The organism is Streptomyces sp. A 4/2 (assembly GCF_940670765.1).
Taxonomy (GTDB): Bacteria; Actinomycetota; Actinomycetes; order Streptomycetales; family Streptomycetaceae; genus Streptomyces.
The window spans coordinates 56,448-73,422 of the sequence record NZ_CALNVW010000025.1; the positions used below are offsets into that span (position 1 = coordinate 56,448).

At 70.4% G+C, this 16,975-nt stretch carries 16 protein-coding genes, 1 tRNA gene and 1 pseudogene; 11 read left to right on the plus strand and 7 right to left on the minus strand.

The window, feature by feature from the left end:
- Window positions 1-168: 168 nt before the first annotated feature.
- A complete protein-coding gene (locus NBY69_RS19290; RefSeq protein WP_250302265.1) occupies window positions 169-474 on the minus strand; it encodes a hypothetical protein in 306 nt (101 codons plus the stop codon).
- 316 nt (window positions 475-790) lie between these two features.
- On the opposite strand from NBY69_RS19290, the pseudogene NBY69_RS19295 reads away from it, so the two are divergent.
- Window positions 791-1,668: pseudogene (locus NBY69_RS19295) on the plus strand (bifunctional DNA primase/polymerase).
- Here NBY69_RS19295 and NBY69_RS19300 read toward each other — a convergent pair.
- Window positions 1,656-2,123 (minus strand): DUF6344 domain-containing protein, encoded by a 468-nt coding sequence (locus NBY69_RS19300; RefSeq protein ID WP_250302266.1) that lies wholly within the window; start codon window positions 2,121-2,123, stop codon window positions 1,656-1,658. The pseudogene NBY69_RS19295 and the gene NBY69_RS19300 sit on opposite strands and share 13 nt — an antisense overlap.
- Before the next feature lie 242 nt (window positions 2,124-2,365).
- Here NBY69_RS19300 and NBY69_RS19305 point away from each other — a divergent pair, with 242 nt between their 5' ends.
- Window positions 2,366-3,520 carry a phosphodiester glycosidase family protein gene (locus tag NBY69_RS19305; RefSeq protein WP_250302267.1) on the plus strand — a complete coding sequence of 385 codons (1,155 nt, stop codon included), beginning with the start codon at window positions 2,366-2,368 and terminating at the stop codon, window positions 3,518-3,520.
- Between the two features lie 95 nt (window positions 3,521-3,615).
- On the opposite strand, the gene NBY69_RS19310 is transcribed toward NBY69_RS19305, so the two are convergent.
- The 3 genes from NBY69_RS19310 to NBY69_RS19320 form a co-directional block, all read right to left on the minus strand.
- Window positions 3,616-4,080 (minus strand): GNAT family N-acetyltransferase, encoded by a 465-nt coding sequence (locus NBY69_RS19310; protein WP_250302268.1) that lies wholly within the window; start codon window positions 4,078-4,080, stop codon window positions 3,616-3,618.
- A 169-nt stretch (window positions 4,081-4,249) separates the two neighbouring features.
- Window positions 4,250-4,334 (minus strand) — tRNA-Ser (locus NBY69_RS19315).
- Between the two features lie 43 nt (window positions 4,335-4,377).
- Window positions 4,378-5,787, minus strand: a complete 1,410-nt coding sequence (locus tag NBY69_RS19320) for a S1C family serine protease (RefSeq protein ID WP_250302269.1) — start codon at window positions 5,785-5,787, stop codon at window positions 4,378-4,380.
- A gap of 221 nt (window positions 5,788-6,008) precedes the next feature.
- Here NBY69_RS19320 and NBY69_RS19325 point away from each other — a divergent pair, with 221 nt between their 5' ends.
- From NBY69_RS19325 to NBY69_RS19335, 3 genes are all read left to right on the plus strand, one after another.
- Window positions 6,009-6,815: a glycerophosphodiester phosphodiesterase gene (locus tag NBY69_RS19325; protein ID WP_250302270.1), complete on the plus strand. Its 807-nt coding sequence runs from the start codon at window positions 6,009-6,011 to the stop codon at window positions 6,813-6,815.
- A gap of 44 nt (window positions 6,816-6,859) precedes the next feature.
- A complete protein-coding gene (locus tag NBY69_RS19330) occupies window positions 6,860-7,477 on the plus strand; it encodes an ATP-binding protein (protein ID WP_250302271.1) in 618 nt (205 codons plus the stop codon).
- A 199-nt stretch (window positions 7,478-7,676) separates the two neighbouring features.
- Window positions 7,677-8,648 carry a DUF5926 family protein gene (locus NBY69_RS19335; RefSeq protein WP_250302272.1) on the plus strand — a complete coding sequence of 324 codons (972 nt, stop codon included), beginning with the start codon at window positions 7,677-7,679 and terminating at the stop codon, window positions 8,646-8,648.
- A 280-nt stretch (window positions 8,649-8,928) separates the two neighbouring features.
- Here the strand turns inward: NBY69_RS19335 and NBY69_RS19340 are convergent, their stop codons facing one another.
- Entirely contained in the window at window positions 8,929-9,693 is a 765-nt protein-coding gene (locus NBY69_RS19340; protein WP_250302273.1) for a bifunctional DNA primase/polymerase, read from the minus strand.
- Window positions 9,694-10,163: 470 nt separating this feature from the next.
- Here NBY69_RS19340 and NBY69_RS19345 point away from each other — a divergent pair, with 470 nt between their 5' ends.
- Both NBY69_RS19345 and NBY69_RS19350 read left to right on the plus strand, forming a co-directional pair.
- On the plus strand, window positions 10,164-11,708 hold the full coding sequence (locus NBY69_RS19345) for a PP2C family protein-serine/threonine phosphatase (RefSeq protein WP_250302274.1): 1,545 nt from the start codon (window positions 10,164-10,166) through the stop codon (window positions 11,706-11,708).
- Between the two features lie 175 nt (window positions 11,709-11,883).
- Window positions 11,884-13,365, plus strand: a complete 1,482-nt coding sequence (locus NBY69_RS19350) for an aminopeptidase P family protein (RefSeq protein ID WP_250302275.1) — start codon at window positions 11,884-11,886, stop codon at window positions 13,363-13,365.
- A gap of 33 nt (window positions 13,366-13,398) precedes the next feature.
- On the opposite strand, the gene NBY69_RS19355 is transcribed toward NBY69_RS19350, so the two are convergent.
- Entirely contained in the window at window positions 13,399-13,872 is a 474-nt protein-coding gene (locus tag NBY69_RS19355) for an ATP-binding protein (protein WP_250302276.1), read from the minus strand.
- Window positions 13,873-14,131: 259 nt separating this feature from the next.
- On the opposite strand from NBY69_RS19355, the gene NBY69_RS19360 reads away from it, so the two are divergent.
- The 4 genes from NBY69_RS19360 (at window position 14,132) to NBY69_RS19375 (ending at window position 16,973) form a co-directional block, all read left to right on the plus strand.
- Window positions 14,132-14,953 (plus strand): hypothetical protein, encoded by an 822-nt coding sequence (locus NBY69_RS19360; protein ID WP_250302277.1) that lies wholly within the window; start codon window positions 14,132-14,134, stop codon window positions 14,951-14,953.
- A 107-nt stretch (window positions 14,954-15,060) separates the two neighbouring features.
- Window positions 15,061-15,789, plus strand: a complete 729-nt coding sequence (locus tag NBY69_RS19365) for a YcnI family protein (RefSeq protein ID WP_250302278.1) — start codon at window positions 15,061-15,063, stop codon at window positions 15,787-15,789.
- Between the two features lie 36 nt (window positions 15,790-15,825).
- Window positions 15,826-16,497 (plus strand): SCO family protein, encoded by a 672-nt coding sequence (locus NBY69_RS19370; RefSeq protein WP_250302279.1) that lies wholly within the window; start codon window positions 15,826-15,828, stop codon window positions 16,495-16,497.
- Entirely contained in the window at window positions 16,494-16,973 is a 480-nt protein-coding gene (locus NBY69_RS19375) for a copper chaperone PCu(A)C (RefSeq protein ID WP_250302280.1), read from the plus strand. Before NBY69_RS19370 ends, NBY69_RS19375 begins: the two co-directional genes overlap by 4 nt.
- Window positions 16,974-16,975: the final 2 nt, after the last annotated feature.

Genomic DNA, 16,975 nt, shown 5'->3' on the forward strand with positions numbered 1-16,975 from the left:
CCTCGACTGTCAAGGCCGGAACCCGAACCACGACCCGAACCGCCCGCACACAGAAACAGTCCGGGCGCCGACGCCTCAGCGCCGCCGCCCGGACTGCCATTCACCCCGCGCACTACTCGTGCGTTCCCCGAATGTTCCCCATCGTCCCGACCCCCATCGGGCCGCGTGTCACCAGAGCCGGGTGAAGTTCACCGTGTAGTTGGCCTGGTGGATGGCCGTGAAGGCCGAGCCGTTCACACTCGCCGTGTTGTTCTGGTTCGACGCACCCGCGCCGGTGGCAACCTGCTGCGTGGTGGTCGAGTTGCCGTTGTTGTCGTGCCCGACGCCACTACCGACGACCCCGGCCACGCTGGCGTTGGATCCGCTGCCCGCGATGGCGCCGTTGTCCGCGGAGGCCACGCCCGTGAAGAGGGCGGCTGCCAACGGCAGCGCGGCGACAGCGGCAAGGGCGCGAGCGGTACGGATGTGTGCCATGTCAATTCCTCCAGGAACCAGAAAGGCGGTTGCTTCCGGGAAAGTTGGCCGACCGTCCCGGTGTGGTGCACGACTTGTCGCGAGATCAGAGTTGCCCACCGGGCCCCTGGGGAACCAGCGCGGAAGGCTTGATTCCCTCGCAAGCGTGACGTTAAGTCGATAAACCCCACCAAGGCACTGAACCTGCAAAACGGCAGCCCGCAACCCGTCACCCCCGGGCGCCCCAAGGGATGAATCGTTCCGTCATTTCCTCGGGAACGCCCTGCCCTCCCCTGGTCCGCCCCCCTGATTCGAACACTTATTCGGCAATAAACAACTGGCCGCCACCGACAGGCACTCCGCCCGCCATCCGACCCTCGCCCGTGCGCGCTTCACCGCCGAGCGCGGGCCCGTTGTCCCGTCATCCCGTTGTCCGGTTGTCCCGTAGCCAACTTCCCGCGCTGCTGTCACCGCATCACCGGGACCCCGACCCGGTTCTCTACCGCGTTCTCTACCGCGGCGCCTCCGACCGACCGCCGCACCACCCGATCGGCATCGACCTCGGCACCGAGGCGGAGAGCGGCTCCACGGCCGCTCTTCAACGCCTCGTACTCAAGCATCTGTTCACGATCCCGAGACCGTCGTCGCGCTCACACCCGGTGGGGGCAGCCATCTCCGGCCGACCGGACCACCCGACAGGGTCGTCCCCGACCCGGTGAGCCGACTCGCTCCCGGCATCGACGTCCGTGGCGTCGGCGGGTACCTCATAGGTCCCGGTTCACTCACGACCCACGCTGTCTACCGTCTCGCGCCCGGCACGGCCCGTCTCGCGCCCGCGCCTTTTCCTCGCGCCCCGCTCCGTCTGCTCACGCCTCCCGCTCGCGTTCCCGGCACTCCACCCGGCCGGCCCACGCGGGGCCACGGCCTGGTGCACTTCGTACGCGCCGCCCACCAGGGACAGCGCAACACCCGTCCGTTCCGGCTGCCTGCCGCGCGCACGGGAACGGTTTCGGCGAAGATCTCGCCGCTCTGCTCGCCGATACTGCGGTTCGTACTGGACTCACCGAGCGCGAAGCTCGTGCCACCATCGCCTCGGCGGCCCGCCTGACGATGCCCGTTGTGCGGTCTCCGCGGCTGGATCGTGCCGACGGTTCCGGTCCCACGGACCGTACCGACCGGGCAGAACTCGCCGACCGCACCGGTCAGACCGGCTGAAGGACGGCTTCGCCGACCGCCGCGTCCGCGACCGCGCCGTCCGACGAGGCGTCCAGGTCGAGCGGGAGGTGCCGGGTGCTGGGCGTCGAACCGTGCGCCTCGGCGCGAATCCGCTGCTTGATGGTCGGCGGCAGCGCCCGGTCCTTCGGCAGCGACCACCAGGCCACCTGCGCCGGCGTGGGGGCGGCGGCGCGCGCCTCTGTACGTGCTCCTGTGCGCGCCTCCGTCCGCGCCGAAGCCGGTGCCGGGGCCGGTGCCGGCTCGGCGGCCCCGGGAGCCGTCCGGACCGTGGGGGCGCCCACCGTACGACCGGTGCGGCCCGACAGGTCGGCGGGCGCCGGTGCGGCAACGGCACCAGCGGTCGCGGTGGCCGGGGAGGTGAACCCGAGCATGGCTACGAGCGCGAAGAACGCGGTGGTGAAGGCGGCCCACACCTTCTTGGCCTGACTGGTCATGACGACCCCTCATTTCTGTTTCGTACAGCGGTGATGCACTGGATTCCGCAGCGAATCCCACGCGGGATGTTCTGCGTACTTTTCACATGATGCGGATGGGGTTCTGACATAGATGGACCAACGCACACAAAGTGTTTTTCTTCAGATGAACACCACCCGGTTGGCCCCTCCCAGCTGTGCGAACCGTTCCTGATGCGTTCCGATGAGACGTCACCTGAGGGCCCGTTACATCAAGGAGCGTCATGTCGCAGGCATCGGATCCCGCCCCCCGCAAGCGCCGGTGGCTTCCGCGTCGAAGGGTCACTCGCGCTGTGCTCGCGGTGGTTCTGGTCTGTGTCGGGGCCCTGGGCTGGTCCGTCAGCGACGCCCTGACCTACCCGGGCGACGACAGCACGGCGGCTCGGCTCGCGGGCTGGGCACGCGAGCACTCCATGGGCGTTGTGGTCGACAAGCTCGAAAACATCAGGTACGACCTCGATCCGCCCAAGGTCGGCGGATCCCTCTCGTCCGACGCCCAGGCCCGCATGAACCAGACCGCAGCGGCTCCGGCGCCCCCGAGCGGTCCTCAACTGCCGCTGCACGCTCAGTTGCGCCCGCCCGTCTCCCCATCACTGAAGGGCGAGGGCGTCTACCGTGCGCTGGCCTTCGACAGGAAGGGCCGGCCGATCGTGCAGGGGACGTATGTGCGCCCCGACGCGGAGCACACCTCGTACGAGGCCGCGATCGCGTGGATCAGCGCCGCAGACGCCCGCTTCCAGCTGCACCCGGGCGTCCGCGAGCCGGGCGGCACCTTCTCCGTCCCGCCGAACATTCCCAAGGGCAGCCGCAGCGGACTCGTGGCCAGTTGGAACGGTGGCTTCAAAATCACCGACGGCGGCTCGAAAGGCGGCTTCTACCTCAACGGCCGCACCGCGGGAACGCTCCGCGACGGAGCGGCCTCCGAGGTGTTCTACCGCGACGGTTCCTTCAAACTGGGCGTCTGGGGCCGCGATGTGCACATGACCCCGGACGTCGTCGGCGTCCGCCAGTGCCTGGAGCTGATGGTCGACGGTGGCCGCGTCGTACCGGACATCGACAGCGACTCCAAGTGGGGTGCCACCGACCAGAGCCGGATGTTCGTGGAACGCTCGGGCGTCGGCGTCACCGCCAAGGGCGACGTCATCATGGTGGTCGGCCAGGCGCTGACCGCCCGCACGCTCGCGGAACTGATGCAGCGCGCCGGTGCCGTACGCGCCATGCCCCTGGACATGAACCGTGCCTGGCCCTCGTTCATGAGCTACGACGGCACGCACGACCCGGCCGACCCGACCCCGAAGAACATCCTCGACTTCGAGAACCCGCCGGAGCGCTATTACAACGAAGCGACGCGGGATTTCGTCGCCGTGTACGCACGCTGAGCCGGGAGCGCGGCGAGAAGGGGCGCCCGGAGAATCCGATCCGCACCGGTCCTCACCCGAGGGGTTCCGGGCCAACTGTTCGCGTCGGCAAGGCTTCAGGCGGGGTTCTCGCCGAGCATCAACATGATGTGCTCGTGCTCGCCGTACCGGACCGTCCCGGTGCGCCGGAAGCCGTGTTTCTCCAGCAGCCGCACCGAGCCGGTGTTCCCTGCGAAGGGATCGGCGTACAGGGGACGGGCCTTCTCCCGCTCCAGGAACAGCGCCAGTGCCCGCGTGCCGATCCCCCGACCCCAGTACTGCCTGCCGAGCCAGTACCCGATGAAGCGCCGCCCCTCGTCCCACCACGCCACCGCGTTGCCCGCCAGATCTCCGTCGACCGTGATGGCCTGCACGAAGTTGGTGGGATCCCCAAGAACCTTCGTCGTCCAGTGGGTCATGAACGGTTCCCGTTCCCGGGGCGTGAACTTCGACCGTTTCATGGCCTCAGGATCGTGCTCCTGTGCGAAGAACTCCTCCAGATCGGCCGGTTCGACATCTCTCAAGCGCACCTGATCAACCATGTCGACGGAGTCTGCCACCTGCCACTGACACTCCCGGGCCGCGGTTCCTGACCTGCCGTGCGCAGCCGTGCCCGGTCGAGCGGGGAGCACCGGGAAACGACGCTCGCCCGCGGAGAGCGAGCAGCACGACGGCCCCTGACCGATGACCTGGTCAGGGGCCGTCTCTCTGCGGTGGGTGTGGGATTTGAACCCACGGTGACTCTCGCCACGACGGTTTTCAAGACCGTTCCCTTAGGCCGCTCGGGCAACCCACCCCCGCGCCGTCCCGTCGGGACGGCGCGGGAACAGACTAGCGCCTCAGCTGTCGCCCTTGCGCTGGCCCAGGGTGACCGTGACGGTGTGATCCTTGCCGTCGCGCTTGTACGTGAGCTGGACCTTGTCGCCCGGCTTGTGCGTCCAGATCGTGCCGATCAGGGTCGGGCCGCTGTCGACCACCGTGTCGTCCAGCTTGGTGATCACGTCACCGGCCTTGAGACCCGCCTTGGCCGCGGGACCATTGGCAGTGACCGCGTCCGTGCCGCTCGCGCCCTGGTCGGAGATCTTGGCGCCGTCGCCCTGTTCGTCCATGGCGACCGTCGCGCCGATCACCGGGTAGACCGGCTCGCCGGTCTTGATCAACTGCTGGGCGACCGACTTCGCCTGGCTGATCGGGATGGCGAAGCCCAGGCCGATCGAACCCGCCTGCGAATCGCCGCCCATGCTGCCGCTGCTCGCCGACTGGATGGCCGAGTTGATGCCGATGACCGCGCCGCGGTCGTCGAGCAGCGGGCCGCCGGAGTTGCCCGGGTTGATCGAGGCGTCCGTCTGCAGGGCGCTCATGTACGAGGCCTTGCTGCCCGAACCGTCGCCCGAGGCGACCGGGCGGTTCTTCGCGCTGATGATGCCCGTCGTCACCGTGTTGGACAGGCCGAAGGGCGCGCCGATCGCGATGGTCTCGTCGCCGACCGCGACCTCGTCCGAGTTGCCGAGGGCGAGCGGGGTCAGGCCCGACGGCGCGTTCTTCAGCTTCACCACGGCCACGTCGTAGCCCTGGGCCCGGCCCACCACCTCGGCGTCGTACTTCTTGCCGTTGGAGAAGGTCGCCGTCAGGGTGCCCCCGTCGGCTGCTCCGGCCACCACATGGTTGTTGGTGAGGATGTGGCCCTGGGTGTCGTAGATGAACCCGGTGCCGGTGCCGCCGTCGCCGTTGCCGCTCTTCGCCTCGATGGTGACGACGCTCGGCAGTGCCCGCGCGGCGATCCCCGCGACCGTGTTCGCCGAGCGCTTGACCTCCTGGCCCTTGCCCGGCGCGGAGACGGTGGTCGAGCCCGTCGCGTTGTCGCTGTGCTCGGCGGCGAAGTACCCGATGCCGCCACCGATGCCGCCCGCCACCAGCGCCGCGACGATCACCGCGGCGACCAGACCGCCCGCGCGCCTCGCGGGTGCCGCGGGCGGAGGCGGTACGGGTGCGCCCCAGACCGGTCCGCCGGTGCTGCCGTAGCCACCGCCGTACGCCGGGAGGACCGGCGGGGGAGGCGGCCATCCGGCGCTCGCCGCCTGGGCCGGTACGGACTCGTCGGCGGTCACCGGTCCCGGAAGCTGCGCGGTGGCTTCGGTGGCGGAAGCGGGCGTGCCCTCAGGAGCGGCAACCGGCACGGGAGGTGCGGACGGGGCGGGTGGTGCGGTCTCGGCCGCCGTGCCCTCGGTGCCCTCGTTCTCGGTGCTCACAGCTCTTTCTCCTCGGTTCCACGTCGTCTCGGTCAGAGTCCCGCTGTGCAAGTGTTGCAAGTGTCTGCGGACAGCTTTTCCCACAGCACGTCGGGGCACTGTAAACGGGAGCTGTGCATCTGCTCCCCCATCCTTTATTTCGGATGAAAAGGATGCACCTTCACACCGTCGCGTGCTCTTGTCTGCCTCCACCTACCCCGTCACGGTGGCACCATGACGCGGTGAACCACGTACGGCAGCACAGCATCCAGGTCGTCGCCCACCGGGGAGCCTCCGAGGACGCCCCCGAGCACACCCTCGCCGCGTACACACGAGCCATCGAGGACGGGGCGGACGCCCTCGAATGCGATGTGCGGCTCACCGCCGACGGCCATCTCGTCTGTGTGCACGACCGCCGGGTCAACCGTACGTCCGACGGGCGCGGTGCGGTCTCCGCCCTGGAGCTGTCCGACCTGGCAGCCCTCGACTTCGGGTCCTGGCGGAGCTGGAAGGACTCCGAGGAATCCCCGGACTGGGACCGCGAGAGCACGTCCGTACTCACCCTGGAACGGCTGCTGGAGCTGGTCCACGACTCCGGACGGCGGGTGGAACTGGCCATCGAGACCAAGCACCCCACCCGCTGGGCAGGTCAGGTGGAGGAGAAGCTCCTCGCGGCGCTGGCCCGCTTCGGTCTGGACTCCCCGGCGCCCGGCGAGGCGTCGCCGGTACGGATCATGAGCTTCTCCGCGCGCTCGCTGCACCGGGTCGCCGCCGCCGCCCCCGCCGTCCCCACCGTCTACCTGCTGCAGTTCCTGTCCCCCCGGCTGCGCGACGGGCGACTGCCCGCCGGGGCCGGGATCGCGGGCCCGGGGATGCGGATCGTGCGCAATCACCCCGGTTACGTCGAGCGGCTGCACCGGGCAGGGCACCAGGTGCACGTGTGGACCGTGAACGAGCCCGAGGACGTCGAACTCTGCGCGGAACTGGGCGTCGACGCCATCATCACCAACCGGCCGAAACAGGTCTTGTCCCAGCTGGGCCGGTCCTAGTACTGGTCACTGCACTGGTTACAGGGAGTGCACCGGCGCGTTCGATGCGTATTCGATCGTTACGAGTGCATCACCGGGCCCCCTTTGGCCGGTTTCCGGTCCAGTCCACCGGGGCATCCACTCGTTGGCGTGGGGCAAAGGAGGTCTCGGGGGTGGCGTTGGTGGTGGCACAAGAAGTGCCCACGTCGTCGAGCATGGCCGTACCCCACGGCCCTGCGGGCGTGGGTGAGGCTAGGCACCGGATGCGTGATCAGTTGCGCAGGACCGGAGTGTCCGACTCGGTGGTCGACGATGCCGTGCTGATCCTTTCCGAACTGCTCAGCAATGCCTGCCGGCACGGCAGGCCGCTGGGACAGGCGGAGATCGGTGACGGGGATGTGCGCGCCGCCTGGTGCGTGGACAAGGCAGGCAGACTGACCGTGGAAGTGACGGATGGCGGGGGTCCGACCCGACCGATTCCGGCCACTCCGTCGGTCACTGCGAGAGGCGGTCGCGGGCTCAACATCATCAGCGCGCTGGCCCGGGAATGGGGCGTACGGGACAACGCGTCGGGGGAGGTGACGGTCTGGGTGCTCGTCACCGAGGGCCGCCGCGAGGACTTCGCCACGCACGGCGCGGGCCGCGGTCCCGACTTCGCGGACGTGTTCGACGACCTCGACTAGTGCCGCGACCAGATCCGGGCCTGCTCCGGCGACGGACCGGCGGGGTGCACCCGCCGGTTCTCCGGAGGGGGCAGGGTCCGGTGTACCGGCGAGGCCCCGGGTCGGCGGACCACGCACCGTGTGGCCCCGCACGATCGGCCGGACATCCCATAGGCTCGCGCCAGACACAGGACCAGCGCAGTCGGGAGAGAGCCGCACCATGGCGAAGAAGCGTCCTCAGACGAAGGCCCCTCAAGGGAACCGCGGGGCCAGCCCTGAGCACATCCCCGCGGTCGGGGCACGTGAGCCCTGCCCGTGCGGCTCCGGCCGCCGCTACAAGGCCTGCCACGGCCGGGCCGCGGCGCATGCCGTGACCGAACTGGTCCAGCGGCCGTTCGAAGGTCTGCCCGGCGAGGGCGACTGGGTCGCCCTGCGCGAGCTGGTGCCCGCCGCGACCGTCGAACTGACCCTGAAGGGCGGCCTCCCCGAGGGCGTGCCGTCCGTGACGCTGGCGACCGTGCTGCCGATGGCGTGGCCCGCGCTGCGCCGGGACGACGGTTCCGTCCTGCTCGGTCTGCAGAACGACACCCCTTCCGGCGACCTCAGCCGCGACCTGGCCGACACCCTTCAGCGTGCGCTGACCGTGGCGCCCGGTACCCCGGTCGCCTCCCAGCAGGCCGCTCCCGACGGTCCCCGGCTGCAGGATCTGCTGGACCCCGACGCCCCGTTCGAGCCGGTCGTGCACTCCGGGTTCGAGTTCTGGGTGCCGGATTCGGAGAACGCCGCCGCGGAGGTCACCGCCTCGCTGGAGCGCGCGAACGAAGCGGCCATCCCGACCGTGAAGCTCACCTCGGCGGACTCGGCCTACTGGTGCGAGACGCCGGACAAGAACCATCTGCGCTGGGTCATGCCGTATCCCGAGGAGCGGCTCCTGGACGCCCTGGCCCGGCTGCACGCGGCAGGCACCTCCTCGCTCGGTGCCGGCACCCGGCTGGTCGGGTCCTTCCGGGCACACGGTCTCACCGTCCCGGTGTGGGACCTGCCGAGCGCGATGAGTGCCGAGGAGTGCGAGAAGCCCGCGGCGGAGTTCGCCGAGCGGCTGACCGCGGCGCTCGCCTCGGACGCCCCGCTGACCCCGGAGGAGCGCCGGGCGCGCGGCGGGCTCACCAACCGCCAGGTGACCCTCAGCTGAGAGTGACGACCCTGCGGGAACAGCAGGTGACTCCGGTCACAACTGCCCGTACCCGCAGGTGAGTCGCTGTCCGAATACGTGAGATCGAATTTGCGAACCGCCGATCTCTTGTTACCGTTCTATAAGCCCGGTCGTTGGTGCATCCCCCGTCGCCAACGGCCGGGCCTTTCCATGTCCGGGCCCGCCAATGGCCCGCAGGGGGCGCGGAGTTGCTTCCCGTACGCCGGTTCACGCGCTGTCGCGCGGCGGCCGTATGCCACGGCCGCGCACGCGACGACCGTCAATAGGCGAGTCTGCTACCGCCACCCGGAGCGCCGGTGCTCGCCTCGACCAGCGCGTCCACCACCGCTCCGACATCCGGCAGCCACGGCGCGGCGGATCCCGGAATCGGCTCCGCCGTACGCGCCGGGGCCCGGCCGGTCAGGGTGCGTCCCAGGCCCCAGGACGAGAGTCGGGGAGGGAGTTGAGGGACGGGAGAAGGGGCCCGCTCCCACCACACCGGCCCCTTGCCGGTCTCCGACGGCGGCAGTACGAGATAGCCGCCCTCACCGTGGAAGCGCAGCGAACTGGGCACCCACTCCTTGGCGTGCAGCAGTGCGCCGAGCCGCTCCAGGGAGTACGGAGCCACCAGCAGCGACCAGCGCGTGGGCGTCGCCACGACCGGGCCGAGCCGCATGCCCAACTGGTCGAGGGCCACCAGGGCACGTGCACCCGCGGCAGCCGGAAGGCTGAGCGCGCAGGGCGCACGCCCCCCCGTCGCAATTATCACCGGCGCATCGGGCCGGTTGGTCCACCACCAGCGCACCATGCGCGCGTCGGTGGTGGCCGCCAGCAGGCCGGGGTCGAAGGGGTGTGCGCCGGGTACGACGCACTCGGGGTCGGGGCAGGCACAGCCGCGCTCCCGGCCGCCCGGGGCGGTGTGCCCCACGCCGGGAACCACGGGCCATTGCCAGCCGGTGGCACAGGTCAGCGCCGCATCGAGCTGTGCGTGCCTCCCACTGCGCCGGAACCGGAGCCCACGTCGCCTTCCGAGGATCTCGCGCATGAGCGCTCGTTCCTTTCCGTTGAACGCCGAGGTCCACATCGCGCCACGCATGCGGCGCATCACTGTGTGCACACGAACTCTGAGCCTGTGGTGTGGATTTCCAGCAGGGCGGAGCCTGGTCCGAGTTCATTGGTCGAGCTTGCCGAAGGGTGGCGCATGGCGCGTGCGTGGCGCGTACCTGTCCCGTGCTGTCCGTGCTGTGTCGCTATGCCACTGTGCGAACCCCGCCATTCGGGGATGGGGCGCGACCCTCGGCGGTAGAGACGCCCAGGTCTGCCGCCAGGTTCCGGGGCCGTACCAACTGCCCCTGGCCATCACCGATTACGTACCCACCGCATTCGATATGACGCGCTGCCGAACGGCCTCAGTCGACATCAAATAACTGCACGGGGGGGTATTTTTCGGCCAAGTTGGCTGTCTACTGGAGAGAGCAGGGTTATCCCACGGACACCAGGAGCCCCAAGGGGACAATGCTGGACATCTCCTTACTTCTGCGTGTACATGTGGATCCATTGATAGCTACGCAGAATGACTTGGGGGTTTGCGATGCTATTGAGCGAAATGCACCAGTCAGAAAGCCGGCTGCCATGAGCGCCTCCCACCTGCCGAAAGTGGCTGGAATCAACTCCCCAGTTCCGGCTCCCGCGCAGACTGCTGCACCTCTTCCGGCCCCCGCACCGGATCCCGCGCCCGGCACAACTCCCGGCGCCCTGATCCAGGACCGGCTGGCCGGCTGGGTCTTCGACCTCACCACGTTGCACGAGCTCACCGAACGACTGGCAGCCACCTCCGGCCTGGACGAAGCCCTCCGGGAATTCCTGCGGGCGGGCGCCGCACTGCTCGGGGCCCGCCGCGGTCTGGTCGTCCTGGAACCGGCCGAACCGAACGGCCCGATCGGCACGCACGGCCCCACGGTCACCGTAGGACTCGGCCTCTCCCACGCCGAGCTCGGCCACATCGAGACCCTTCCGCGCGGTGTCACCGCGTACGGGCGCATCCTGGACGCCACGGGCGCCGGCGCAGTCCCCGTCGGCGGCTTCGCCGACCCCGACCTCCGCCACGACAAGACCCTCGACCCCCGCCTGCGCGACGTGGCGGCCCGCATCGGCTGCGCGGCGAGCTACGCACTCCCACTGGCGAGCGGACCGGCGGGAGTGCCGAGACCGGTGCTGGGCGCGGCCGTCTGGTTCTACGACGAACCCGCCGAGCCCGCAGGCCGCAGACGCCGCCTCGCCGGGCTCTACGCCCAGTACGCGAGCGAACACCTGGCCCGGCTGGTCGAGCTGGACCGGGCCCGCATCCGCGTGGCCACCCTCGCCGAGGAGTTGCTGCCCAGCAGGCTGCCCCGGGTGCCCGGCGTCCAGCTGGCCGCCTGCCACCGCACCGGACCGCGCGGTGGCGGCGACTGGTACGACGCGCTGCCGCTGCCCGAGGGCGCGCTCGGGCTGGCCGTCGGATCGGTCACCGGATCGGGGGCCGGGGCCACCGCCGCGATGGGGCGGCTGCGGGCCAGTCTGCGGGCGTACGCCGTGATGGAGGGCGAGGATCCCGTCGCCGTACTCTCCGACCTCGAACTGCTGCTGCGGCTCACCGAACCCGCCCGCTCGGCCACCGTGCTCTTCGCCTACTGCGAACCCGCGCGGCGCACGATCCTGCTCGCCGGGGCCGGACACACCCCGCCGCTGATCGTCGGCGACCGGCGCACCGAGTTCGTGGAGACCTCGCTGTCCGCGCCGCTGGGGATGCTCGCCTGCTGGGAGGCGCCGAGTGCGGCGTTCTCACCGGCCCCGGGAGAAACGGTGCTGCTCTGCACGGACGGACTGCTGCGCCGTACCGGAGACCCCATGGACCGGGCGTTCGCCCGGCTCCACTCGGCAGCGGCGAGCGTGCCCAGGGCGCTGCTCGGCGATCCTGCCGAGATCGCCGGTCACGTCCTGCGGACGGTGCTGCCCGACGGCCTCGACCAGCGGGAGAGCCCCGAGGACGTGGTGATCCTGGCGGCCCGCTTCGACTGAGTCCGGCCGCCTCTCCGGTGCCGGCCGGCCCTCCGGTGCCGGCCGGCCCGAACCACGGGCGCCGTGCGGGGCGTTCGGGTAAGAGGCCTTTCGACCCTGGGCCCCCTTCCGTACGCCCGTACGATGGAGGGGGCCCAGTGTCGTAACGCCCCGTGGCGTAACAAGGAGACAGAACGTGTCTGAGGAGCTCACCCCGGCGACCCCCGAGACCCCGGAGAACCCGGAGAACCCGGAAGCAGCGGAGCCCAAGCCCCGGAAGAACGGCCTGTACCCGGCCGTCACCGAAGAGCTCGCCGCGAACATGAAGTCCGGCTGGGCCGACACCGAGCTGCACGGTCTGGAGCCGATCGCCCAGGCCGACCGGACCTCCGCCCGCCGTGCCTCGCTCTCCGCGCGCTTCCCCGGCGAGCGTCTGGTGATCCCCGCGGGCAACCTGAAGACCCGCTCCAACGACACCGAGTACGCCTTCCGCGCCTCCACCGAGTACGCGTACCTGACCGGCGACCAGACCCAGGACGGCGTCCTGGTCCTGGAACCGGCGGAGGACGGGCACACCGCGACGGTCTACCTGCTGCCCCGCTCGAACCGGGAGAACGGCGAGTTCTGGCTGGACGGCCAGGGCGAGCTGTGGGTCGGCCGCAGGCACTCCCTCGCCGAGGCCGAGCAACTCCTCGGCATCCCCGCGAAGGACGTGCGCGAGCTGCCCACCGCGCTCACGAAGGCCACCGGGCCGGTCCGGAACGTACGCGGCCACGACGCCGGCATCGAGAGCGCGCTGACCGACAAGGCCACCGCCGAGCGCGACGAGGAGCTGCGCGTGTACCTCTCCGAGGCGCGCGCGGTGAAGGACGCCTTCGAGATCGGCGAACTGCAGAAGGCCGTCGACGCGACGGTGCGCGGCTTCGAGGACGTCGTGAAGATCCTCGACAAGGCCGAGGCCACCTCCGAGCGGTACATCGAGGGCACCTTCTTCCTGCGCGCCCGCGTCGAGGGCAACGACATCGGCTACGGCTCGATCTGCGCCGCGGGCCCGCACGCCACCACCCTGCACTGGGTGCGCAACGACGGCGACGTCCGCCGCGGTGAGCTGCTGCTGCTCGACGCCGGTGTCGAGACCCACACCCTGTACACCGCCGATGTGACCCGGACGCTTCCCGTCGACGGGCGCTTCAACGAGCTGCAGCGCAAGATCTACGACGCGGTGTACGAAGCGCAGGAGGCCGGTATCGCCGCCGTCAAGCCCGGCGCCGCCTACCGCGACTTCCACGACGCGTCGCAGCGCGTGCTCGCCGAGAAGCTCATCGAGTGGGGCCTGCTCGAAGGCCCGGTGGAGCGCGTGCTGGAACTGGGCCTCCAGCGCCGCTGGACCCTGCACGGCACCGGCCACATGCTCGGCCTCGACGTCCACGACTGCGCCGCCGCGCGCACCGAGGCGTACGTCAACGGCACCCTGGAGCCGGGTATGTGCCTGACCGTCGAGCCCGGTCTGTACTTCCAGTCCGACGACCTCACCGTGCCCGAGGAGTACCGCGGTACCGGCGTCCGCATCGAGGACGACATCCTCGTCACCGAGGACGGCAACCGGAACCTGTCCGCGGGCCTGCCGCGCCGGTCCGACGAGGTCGAGGCCTGGATGGCCGCGGTCAAGCAGGGCTGACCAGGTCCGCCGGATCCCCGGGGACGCGCTCGCTCAGGAAGCCCTGAGCAGCGCGTCCTCGCGCCATTTCAGGACCTTGTCGAAGCGCACCATGGCGCCCCGGCCCGGTCTGTTGCGGAAGTCGGCGTGGTCGGAGAGCTGCTCGATCAGACCGAGTCCGCGGCCGTTCTCGGACGGGGCCGACGGCTGCGCCCGGAGGTTCCGCCGGGCGGCGCCGCGCCCCCGCCCTGCCGGGAAGCCCGGACCCGAGTCGGTGACCTCGATACGGCACCGCTCGCCGTCCAGGAACGCGGTCACGCAGTACCCCTGGGACGGGGAAGCGGCGCCCGGTCCTTCGTACCCGCCGTGCTCCACCGCGTTCGCGCAGGCCTCGGTGAGGGCGACCGACAGGTCGAAGGAGATGTCCGGGTCGACCCCCGCGGTCTCCATGGCGCCGAGCAGAAGACGGCGGGCCAGCGGAACGCTGGCGGCTTCGCGCCGCAAGTGGAGAGACCACCAGATGCCCATGCTCCAGCCTCCTGGCTGCGGCGCTGCCGCTCGACATATCGATACCTATTGCCGCAGGACCCGGGGGGTAAGCACGCGGTTGACGTGATAACGCTCATTCGGCGGACGCGCGTACCCCGGGCGCCGGTGTACCGGAGGGTGTGTCAGCGGACGCTCCGGCGGGTGCGTCAGCGGGGCCGGCGCGGCGCCCCGGGACGGATGGTGACCTTCCGGACCTGCCGTACGAAGTGACCCGGGCCAGTGCGATGATGGCCCGGCCATGCTTACCTCTGCCGTACGCGCCGGAGCCGGTCCACGGCTCCTGAGGACCGCGGTCTTCACCGCGGTCTGCGTCGTGCTGGCCGGGGTGGGGCACACGCTGGCCTCCGGTGCGGCCGTCCCCTGGTGGCCACTGGCTCTGGGATTCCTCGGCCTGTTCGCGGTGGCGGCGCCCTTCGCCGGGCGCGAGCGGTCGCTGCCGGGCATCGCCGCCGGGCTGACCGCGGGGCAGCTCGCCCTGCACACCGTTTTCGGCCTCGGACAGCACGGCGCCATGGGTGCGATGGGCCCGATGGGTACGGCGGCGCAGTCCGCCGTCGGCCACCCCGGGGGAGACACCTCCGCGCTGGTCGCGCTCGCCGGGAGACTCGTCTGCGGCGCCGGGGCCGCGCCACTGAGCCTCGCCCAGGCGCACAGCATCGTCACCGCGGCGGGCCTCGACCCGGGCTCGGCCCAGGCCGCACCGCACCGTATGGCGGCGACGGCGGCCACGTCGACCGTCTTCATGCTGCCCACCCTCCCCATGGCGCTCGGCCATCTGCTGGCCGCGCTCGCCACCGGCTGGCTGCTGCGGCGCGGAGAGATCGCACTGTTCCGGCTGACCCGGCTGTCGCACGGGGTTGCCGAGGGGGCGCTCGTGGGCAATCTGCGCGCCGCGCTCGCTCTGGTACGCGCCCTGCGCACCGGACTTCCGGAAGCACCCGCACAGGGACCGCGCGCCGGGTACGCACCACTCCCCGCTCCACTGTGGACCGCGGGCGAGGCGCTTCAGCACACGGTGATCAGGCGCGGGCCGCCCTCCGCGTACGCACCAGCAGCCTGACGCGGCACCCCCCACGCACGTAGCGAGCGGGAGCGGTGCCGCGCTGCCCGCGCGCACCGGCGTGCGGGCCGCCACCCTTCCCTTTCGCACCGTGGAGTGTGTTCCGTATGAGCGTCAACACCCGTCGCATCGCCGTGATCGGTGGCATCGCCGCCACCTCCGTCCTGCTGGTCTCGGGCACCGCTTTCGCGCACGTCACCGTCCAGCCGCAGGGCGAGGCCGCCAAGGGCGGCTACGCCACCATCGCCTTCAAGGTCCCCAACGAGCGTGACAACGCCGCGACCACGAAGCTCGAAGTCAACTTCCCGACCGACCACCCGCTCGCCTCGGTGATGCCGGAGCCGGTGCCGGGCTGGCAGGTCAAGGTCACCACGTCCAAGCTCGCCAAGCCGGTGACCCTGCACGGCAAGCAGATCGACGAGGCCGTCTCGAAGGTCACCTGGACCGGCGGGAAGATCGAGCCCGGTCAGTTCCAGCAGTTCCCGCTCTCCGTCGGCCAGTTGCCCACCGACACCGACCAGCTCGCGTTCAAGGCGCTCCAGACCTACTCCGACAAGGAGGTCGTGCGCTGGATCGAAGAGCAGAAGCCGGGCGCCGAGGAGCCCCAGAACCCGGCACCGGTGCTCACGCTCAGCGCCGCCGACACCGCGGGCGCCACCCCGGACAGCGCCTCCGGAAAGACCTCGGACTCCGGCAACGGGACCGCCACGCGGGCCACCGCTTCGTCGTCCGACAGCAGTGACAACACCGCCAGGATCCTCGGCGTCATCGGCATCGTCATCGGCATCGCGGGCATCGCCTTCGGTGTCCTCGCCGGCCGCCGCCGTACCCACTGACGGCCCACCCCCGACCAGCAACTGGGACATTTCTCCATGCGCAGCACGTACAAGAAGTCTCTGACGGCCGCCGCCCTCGTGGCGGCGACCGCCTTCTCCCTCGCGGCCTGCAGCACCGACAGCGGCAGCGACAGCTCCGGCAAGAGCTCGGTCGCCGATGTGTCGGGCGCGACGAAGACGAAGGCCGCGACCGTACTCGACACCCCGTTCAAGAAGCCGGACTTCGTCCTCACGGACACCCACGGCAAGAAGTTCGACTTCCGTGAGCAGACCAAGGGCAAGCCGACGCTCGTCTACTTCGGGTACACGCACTGCCCCGACATCTGCCCGCTGACCATGAGCAACCTCGCCGTGGCCAAGAAGGCGCTGCCCAAGGCCGACCAGGACAAGCTCCAGGTCGTCTTCATCACCACCGATCCCGACCGGGACACCCCCGCCGAGCTCGGCAAGTGGCTGAAGGCGCAGGACCCGTCGTTCATCGGGCTCACCGGAGACTTCAAGACCATCCAGGCCGGAGCCCGCTCGATCGGCATCGGGATCTCCCCGACGACGAAGGAGAAGGACGGCACGATCGTCTCCATGCACGGTGCGCAGGTCATGGCGTTCTCGCCGAAGACCGACGCGGGTTACGTGCTGTACGGCGAGGACACCACCGTCGGCGACTACACCAAGGATCTCCCCAAGCTCATCAGGGGCGAGACCCCGTGAGCCGTCTCGCCACCGGGGCCACCGCCTGTGCCATAGCCGCCACCGCGGCGCTGGCACTGGCGGGCTGCTCGTCGTCCGGCGACGGCGCGAGCGCGGACGCCCGGCCCGAGCTGAAGGTCACCGAGTCCTTCATGCCCGAGCCGGTCGGCGGCAGCGGTATGGCCGCCGGATTCGTGACCGTGACCAACAGCGGCTCCACCGCGGACCGGCTCACCTCCGTCACCAGCACCCTCTCCGACGACATCACCCTCCACACCACCAAGGACCAGCAGATGCGGGAGGTGAAGTCCCTCCCGGTCCCCGCCCACGGCGAACTGGACCTGGAGCGCGGCGGGAACCACCTCATGTTCATGCACCTCAAGAAACAGCCCGAGCGCGGCGAGAAGGTCGCCGTGGAACTGCATTTCGAGAAGGGCGGCGTGCTCAAGGCCGAACTTCCCGTCAAGGAACCCACTTACCAGCCGGAACACAAGTGAGG